At 59.7% G+C, this 7,529-nt stretch carries 5 protein-coding genes and 1 pseudogene; 5 read left to right on the forward strand and 1 reads right to left on the reverse strand.

All coding sequences use genetic code 11. The features are described 5' to 3' along the window. Positions 1 to 399: 399 nt before the first annotated feature. From DWY05_RS09610 to DWY05_RS09620, 3 genes and pseudogenes are all read left to right on the forward strand, one after another. Positions 400 to 492, forward strand: a pseudogene (locus DWY05_RS09610) (GTP-binding protein); the annotation flags it as partial. A 149-nt stretch (positions 493 to 641) separates the two neighbouring features. Continuing rightward, positions 642 to 2,366, forward strand: coding sequence for an ABC transporter ATP-binding protein (locus DWY05_RS09615; RefSeq protein WP_233504073.1), 1,725 nt, complete (start codon positions 642 to 644; stop codon positions 2,364 to 2,366). 1 nt (position 2,367) lies between these two features. Next, a complete protein-coding gene (locus DWY05_RS09620) occupies positions 2,368 to 4,371 on the forward strand; it encodes an ABC transporter ATP-binding protein (protein ID WP_199409631.1) in 2,004 nt (667 codons plus the stop codon). A 111-nt stretch (positions 4,372 to 4,482) separates the two neighbouring features. On the opposite strand, the gene cysE is transcribed toward DWY05_RS09620, so the two are convergent. Beyond that, positions 4,483 to 5,187, reverse strand: a complete 705-nt coding sequence (gene cysE / locus DWY05_RS09625; protein ID WP_117821471.1) for a serine O-acetyltransferase — start codon at positions 5,185 to 5,187, stop codon at positions 4,483 to 4,485. Between the two features lie 224 nt (positions 5,188 to 5,411). On the opposite strand from cysE, the gene DWY05_RS09630 reads away from it, so the two are divergent. Together DWY05_RS09630 and DWY05_RS09635 are read left to right on the forward strand one after the other, a co-directional pair. Further along, complete coding sequence (locus DWY05_RS09630; protein ID WP_117635597.1) at positions 5,412 to 6,059, forward strand: DedA family protein; 648 nt, start codon at positions 5,412 to 5,414, stop codon at positions 6,057 to 6,059. A gap of 289 nt (positions 6,060 to 6,348) precedes the next feature. Further along, entirely contained in the window at positions 6,349 to 7,401 is a 1,053-nt protein-coding gene (locus tag DWY05_RS09635) for a branched-chain amino acid aminotransferase (RefSeq protein ID WP_035138743.1), read from the forward strand. Positions 7,402 to 7,529: the final 128 nt, after the last annotated feature.

Below are 7,529 nucleotides of genomic sequence, written 5' to 3' on the forward strand. Positions count from 1 at the left end.
GGTCTCAGCGCAACGCGTTGCGCTGAGTCCTGAGGCTGTTGCAATGAAAATGAGAATCAAGGAGGTGCAGTGACAGAAAAAATTTATCTTAACAGGGTTGCTTTTGGGAATTTGATATGCTATACTATAAAAATCCAAGCAAAGGAGTTTATCAATATGCGGCAAGGTATTCTATAATAAAATTTGATAATGGGAACAAAGACAAACGTCCTCAAGGAGAGGGCTTGGTTTTTGTACCCAATTTAAGAATACTTTTGCCTTTTCATTTCATATCGTGATAGACAACGGCCAGCCTTGGCCGCAGTTTTCATGTGTGTCCTACCTATCATCCCCAGCGGTAAAAGTATTTGTCGCTGGGGATTTTTGCGCCCTTCTGGGCCTTGTATGGAGGACAATCATATGAAAATCATCAATATTGGCATTCTTGCTCATGTAGACGCAGGTAAGACGACCTTGACGGAGAGCCTGTTATATACCAGCGGAGCAATCGAGGCGCTCGAGCCGTGGGAACAGCGCGAGATCATGCGCTTGGTCGGTAAGTTCTCCCATGTTCTTAACGAAGAGTGCGAGGCATTTAAACGGCAAGTGGCCGCCGAGAACGAGGCTGACGATAAGGGAGAAGGGGAGACATGCGACTCTTAATGAGATTTATGAGGCCGTATCGCGGGCTGATTGCGGTGACGCTGTTTGTACTGCTGATAGATAACGTCGGCACGCTGCTGGTGCCTACAATGTTGGCGAATATGGTCAATACTGGTATCACGACGGGTGATATCGACTACATCTTGCGCAACGGCGTGTATATGCTCATCGCGACCGGCATGGCCAGTGGCGGCGCGGTGCTGGGCTGCTATCTTTCGGCCCGTCTGGCGGCCAATGTGGCCTGCGACATTCGCAACGCCATCTACGATAAGTCGCTCGAGCTGTCCGCCAGCGACTTTGAGCGCTTTGGTACGGGTTCGATGATCACGCGCTCGCTCAACGACATCAACGTGATCCAGCAAGCGATCCTGCAGACGATTCAGCTGGTGTTACCGGTACCGTTCTTGGCCGTGGCGGGCATCATCTTTGCCTGGTTTATCGATCCTGCCATGGGCACGCTGCTGGGCGTGGTCGTTGCGATCTTGCTGGTGGCGGCGGTCTTTACCGTTGCCAACGCCGCGCCGATCTTTATGCGCCTGCAGAGCTTTATCGACCGCATGAACGTGGTGCTGCGCGAGAACATCGTGGGCGTGCGCGTCATCCGCGCATTTAACAAGGAGCGCCACGAGGAGCAGCGCCTGGACGAGGTGTTTAGCGATTACGCAGCCAATGCCATCAAGGTCAACCACCTGTTTGTGGGTCTCGACAGCTCCAGCTTCTTTTTGATGAATATCCTCGAGGTGGCGGTGCTGTGGGTGGGCGGCAACCGCGTGGGCGTCCATGCCATGCAAATCGGCAGCATCTCGGCCGTGTTGGAGTACGCGATCCTGATCCTGTTCTTTGTGATGATGGCGCAGGTGGTGGTGCTGACGCTTCCGCGCGCCGCGGCGTGCCTCAACCGTGCGCAGCAGGTGCTCGAAATCGAGCCGAGCATCGTGGACGGCAAGGCTACGCTGGGCGACGGGGCGCCCGAGTCCGCAGATGGAGCCGACGCGGTGGCCGTGTTCGACCATATGTCATTCCGTTTTGACGATGCCGACGAGGACACCCTGTGCAACCTGAGTTTTGCCTGCCGCCGTGGACAGACGACCGCGATCGTGGGCTCGACGGGCTCGGGCAAGTCAACGGTGGCCAAGCTCTTGCTTCGCTTCCACGATGCCACGAAGGGCACCATTCGCCTAAACGGCGTCGATCTGCGCGACCTTTCGCAAGACGATATCCGCGGGCGTATCGCCTATGTGCCGCAGAAGGCATGGCTGTTCTCGGGTACGGTGGCGAGCAACCTGCGCTTTGGCAACGAGGGCGCGACCGAGGCTGACATGCTCCATGCGCTGGAGGTTGCCCAGAGCACCTTTGTGCTCGACCAGCCCCAGGGGCTCGATACGCCGGTGGCCCAGGGCGGCACGAACTTCTCGGGTGGTCAGCGCCAGCGCCTGGCGATTGCCCGCGCACTCATGAAGCACGCCGACCTGTATATCTTCGACGATAGCTTTTCGGCCCTGGACTTTAAGACCGATGCGGCACTGCGCCATGCGCTACAGGACGAGACGCGCGATGCCGCGGTGCTCATCATCGCCCAGCGCATCTCGACTATTTTGCATGCCGATCAGATTGTGGTGCTCAAGGACGGTGAGGTCGTGGGCCTGGGCACGCACGACGAGCTCATGAAAACCTGTGAGGTGTACCGCGCTATCGCGGAATCGCAGATGAAGGGAGGTGAGTAGCATGACCGAGGAGCTCAAGAAGTGGAGCATCGCCGATGACGCCGCGGCTGCAGAAACAGTCGAGGAGACGGGCGCCACGTCCGACCTGGAGGAAGACGCCAAGGCAGCGGCGGAGCGCGAGGCTCGCCGCCAGGCACTCTACGAGGAAAACGAGCGCGCCGAGGACGAGCGCGCCCGCGCCGAGGCGGAGCGCATGCGCGACGTTGACGACGAGGACGAGGACGAGACGCCCCGCGACACCTGGGCGACGGTGCGCCGCCTGTGGAGCGAGGCCGCCGGCGACCATTGGCGCTTCTATATCGTGTTCGCGAGTATCGTGTTCTATGCCATCTTTAACACCGCGGCGCCGGCTTACAGCGCCCGCGTGATCGATGAGCTGTGGGGGCACATGAAGCTGGCGTTTGCCAACAACACCACCTTCAGCATTACCTGGGAGAACTGCGGCAGGACCATCTTTGTCTACTTTATGATCTGGACCGCCGCTGCCTCGTTCTACGCACTCCAGAGCTTTTTGATGTCGAGCGTTGCCGAGCGCCTCAACCTGCGCCTGCGCAACCGCATCGCACAAAAGCTCAACCGTCTGCCGCTTGCCTACTTTGACGCGCATCGTCCCGGCGAGGTCGTCAGCCGTGCGACCAACGACTTGGACAAGATGTCCGAGAGCATGCAACGCGGCCTGCTGCAGCTTCTGGTGTCGATCGGTACCGTGGTGGGCGCCGTGAGCGTGATGTTCGTGTTTAGCGTGCCGCTCACGCTCGTCTTTTTGTTCTTTACGGCGCTTTCGCTGCTGGTGACGAAGGTCGTGTCGCGCCGCACGCATGATGTGACGGGCGAGCGCCAGGAGTGGGTGTCCAAGATTACGAGCGCGGTCGAGGAGGGCTACTCGGGCCGTCTGGTGATCCGTGCGTTTAACCGCGAGCGCAAGAGCTCTGCCGAGGTGCACGAGGCTTCGAAGGAGCTGGCGCGCGTGAGCACCAAGGCCGACTTTATGATTAACGCCGTCGGCCCCGCGGTGCGCTTTATCGGCCGTTTGGCGCAGATCGTGATCGCGCTGGTGGGCTGCAGCATGCTGGTTGCCGGGCATATGACCGTCGGCGTGTTCCAGGCGTTCTTCCAGTTTATCTCCGAGGCGTCCGAGCCCATGACTGAGCTGTCGTTTACCTTTAACTCGCTGCAGAGTGCGCTGGCGAGCGCCGAGCGCGTGTTCGACCTGCTCGACGAGCCCGAGATGGAGGCCGATCCGCAGCCGGGCGAGGCTGCCAAGCTGCCGGGCAAAGTGGAAGGCCGTGTCGCTTTTGAGCATGTGCGCTTTGGCTATTCGCCCGACAAGCCGCTTATGCGAGACGTGTCGTTTACCGCCGAGCCGGGTCAGAAGATCGCCGTGGTGGGAACCACGGGCGCGGGTAAGACCACGCTCATCAACCTGCTCATGCGCTTTTACGAGATCGACGGCGGCCGCATTACCCTCGACGGCGTGGACACGAGCCGCATGGACCGCGGCGAGCTACGCCAGCAGTTTGGCATGGTGTTGCAGGACGCTTGGCTATTTGATGGCACCATTGCCGAGAACATCGCCTACGGCTGTCCCGAGGCGACGCGCGAGGAGATTGTCGCGGCCGCACGTGCCGCACGGGTCGACTTCTTTGTGCGCACTATGCCGCAGGGCTACGACACGCGTGTGGCTAACGATGCCGAGAGCATCAGCCAGGGCCAACGTCAGCTGCTGACCATCGCGCGCGTGCTGCTCAACAACCCGGCGATCCTCATCCTGGACGAGGCGACGTCGAGCGTGGACACGCGCACCGAGCTCGCCATCGGCCGTGCTATGGATGCGCTCATGCGCGGGCGCACGAGCTTTGTGATCGCGCACCGTCTGTCGACGATCGTCGATGCCGACCTCATCCTGGTCATGGATCACGGCAATATCATCGAGCAGGGTACGCACAAGGAGCTGCTGGCTGCCGAGGGCGCTTATGCCGACCTCTACCTAAGCCAGTTCGCATAAGGTGACAAAGGGTCAGTCCCGCATGTCACATCGAAAAGAAGGCGCGCCGGGAGCGGATTCCCCGGCGCTCCTTTCGTGTTGGCGTTCAGGCTGTGGCGGTTGCCCGCGGCCCTAGCGCTCGTCCACGAACTTGGCGACGAGGGCCTTGAGCTCGGCCACCTCTTGCTCGAGTTCCTTGACGCGACGGGCGTTTTCGGTGATGCCCTGACGGTTGAGGGCGCTCTGCTCGGCGGCATCGTCGGGCATGTACTCGCGATGCTGCTTGGCGTCGAAGCTCTCCTCGAACACGCGGCAGCCATTGCGCTTGATGATGCGCCCGGGCACGCCCACGACGGTGCAGTTGTCGGGCACGTCCTTGACGACGACCGAGTTGCCGCCGATCTTGACGTTGTTGCCGATGTGGATGTTGCCAAGCACCTTGGCGCCCGTGCCCACGGTGACATTATTGCCCAGGGTGGGGTGGCGTTTGCCGGTCTCGTTGCCGGTGCCGCCAAGCGTGACGCCCTGGTAGAGCACGCAGTTGTCGCCCACGATGGTAGTCTCGCCGATGACGACGCCCATGGCGTGGTCGATAAAGAAGTGCTTGCCGATCTGCGCGGCGGGATGAATCTCGACGCCGGTGATATGGCGGGTTAACTGCGAGAGCACGCGGGCAAGCGATCGATGGCCGTGTTCCCACAGCCAGTGCTCGGGCACATGATTCCACTTGGCGTGCAGGCCGGGGTAGGACAGGAAGATGACCAGGCTATTTTGCGCGGCAGGGTCCTGCGCCTGGACGGTCTTGATGTCCTCGCGAATGGTGTTGATAAAGCTCACCGGCCGCCCTCCCTTAGCGCCGTGACAATGCGATTCAATAAAGTATAGCGATTCGCTAGGGATTAGGAAGGGCAATCTTGCTTTGCTTTAGGCGACAGGTGTCAGTTATGCAAACTTGCTGGTAATGGAGTCATGCTTTTGTGGGGTTGCGCACGAGGGGGCGCCGCAACCGTATACTGGTCAACTTGGACGTATCCGCGCCCACAACTGAGAGGTTTTACTTCATGGGTTTCATCAATTTTATCGCCGAGCTGCTTAAGGATCCGCGCACTGCGATCGCCAGCTGGATCGCCGCCGGCCCGCTCATGGCCTACGGCTGCGTGTTCCTGATCATCTTTATCGAGACGGGCGTGGTGTTCTTCCCGTTCCTTCCCGGCGACTCGCTGCTGTTTGCCTCGGGCTTCTTTGCCCATAACGGCGGCTTTAACATCGTGGCGCTTCTGGCCACCGCATGGGCCGCAGCCATCCTGGGCGATCAGTGCAACTTTATGATCGGTCACTTCTTTGGCCGCAAGATCATCGCCTCGGGCAAGGTAAAGGCCATGACGCCCGAGCGCATTAAAAAGTCCGAGGACTTCCTGGATAAGTGGGGCCATCTGGCCATCTTCCTGGGTCGCTTCTTCCCGTTTATCCGCACCTTTGTGCCCTTTATCGCCGGCATGGGCGGTATGCACTGGCGCAACTTTGTCATCTTTAACGTGCTGGGCGGTATTACCTGGTCAACGGTCTTCACGCTGCTGGGCTACTTCTTTGGCGGCATCCCCTTTGTGCAGGAGCACTTTGAGTTGCTGATCGTGGGCATCGTCGCCGTGTCGATCATCCCGACCGTGGTCGGTTTGGTTAAGGCAAAGCTCGGTAAAAAGAACGCGTAGTCCGAGCTTGTTTTCGGACGTTAATTCCAAGGCCCGTCATCGGATTCGATGGCGGGCCTTTTGTGTTGAAGGCAAATGAAAATACTTTACTTAGTTAAAGAAAAGCGTTTTATCCAAGGCGTGCGGGGAGTACAATCTCGTGCATGCGAATCGACGTGCCATTGGCTTTGATGCTGTTCGCGTGTCCCGTCCGGCTCTACGCTCCGGGCGTGCGACGTTGCGACGCGGTCAGCCTCGGTCCTTGCATGCGGGTTCGCGAGTGTGCAACTGTGTATGTAAGGAGCGACATATGACTGTCGAGAAGAAGGATATCGATTGGGGTAGCCTTGGCTTTGGCTACATGAAGACCGATTACAGCTACGAGGCCCATTGGAAGGATGGCGAGTGGGACGAGGGCGGCCTGACCACCGACCACACCCTGCACGTCTCCGAGTGCGGTGGCATCTTCCATTACTGCCAGGAGGTCTTTGAGGGCCTGAAGGCCTACACCGCCGAGGACGGCAGCATCGTCTGTTTCCGTCCCGACATGAACGCTGAGCGTATGTACAACTCTGCGCAGCGCCTCGAGATGCCCCCGTTCCCCAAGGACAAGTTTGTCGAGGCCGTCAAGCAGGTCGTTTCTGCCAATGCCGCATGGGTTCCGCCCTTCGGCTCCGGTGCAACCCTGTATGTGCGTCCGTTTATGATCGGCTCCGGTGACGTAATCGGCGTGGCTCCCGCTCCTGAGTACACGTTCCGCATTCTCGTGACCCCGGTCGGTCCGTACTTTAAGGGCGGCCTCAAGCCCGTCAAGCTGCGCGTTTCCGAGTACGACCGCGCCGCACCGCACGGCACCGGCAACATCAAGGCCGGCCTCAACTACGCCATGTCCCTGAAGCCCACGATGGAGGCTCACCGCGAGGGTTATGCCGAGAACCTGTATCTCGACTCCGAGTCCCGCACCTATGTCGAGGAGACCGGTGGCGCTAACGTCCTGTTCGTGAAGGAGGATGGCACCCTCGTCGTTCCGCAGTCGCACACCGACTCCATCCTGCCCTCCATCACCCGCCGTTCGCTCGTTCAGGTTGCTCAGGACCTGGGCATGACCGTCGACCAGCGTCCCGTCGAGTGGGCCGAGGTCAAGGCCGGCACCTTTGTTGAGTGCGGCCTGTGCGGCACCGCTGCCGTTATCTCCCCGGTCGGCGAGATCGACAACAAGGTCTACGGAGCCGACGAGACCGTGACCTTCCCGGCTGGCTACACCGAGATCGGTCCTGTGATGAAGAAGCTCCGCGAGACCCTGACGGGCATCCAGTCTGGTGCTGTCGAGGACAAGCACAACTGGGTTTACACCGTCGCGTAAGCTGTCTTAGCTGTCCGGCCCGAGGGCGACCTTCCTTTCCGGCGCGTCCTCGTACATGAAAGAACCCCCGCTGCGCACTGAACTGCCTCCCATTTCTTGGACACAAGAAATGGGAGGCTTTTTTATGG

Source organism: Collinsella sp. AF23-4AC (assembly GCF_003462685.1).
Classification (GTDB): domain Bacteria; phylum Actinomycetota; class Coriobacteriia; order Coriobacteriales; family Coriobacteriaceae; genus Collinsella.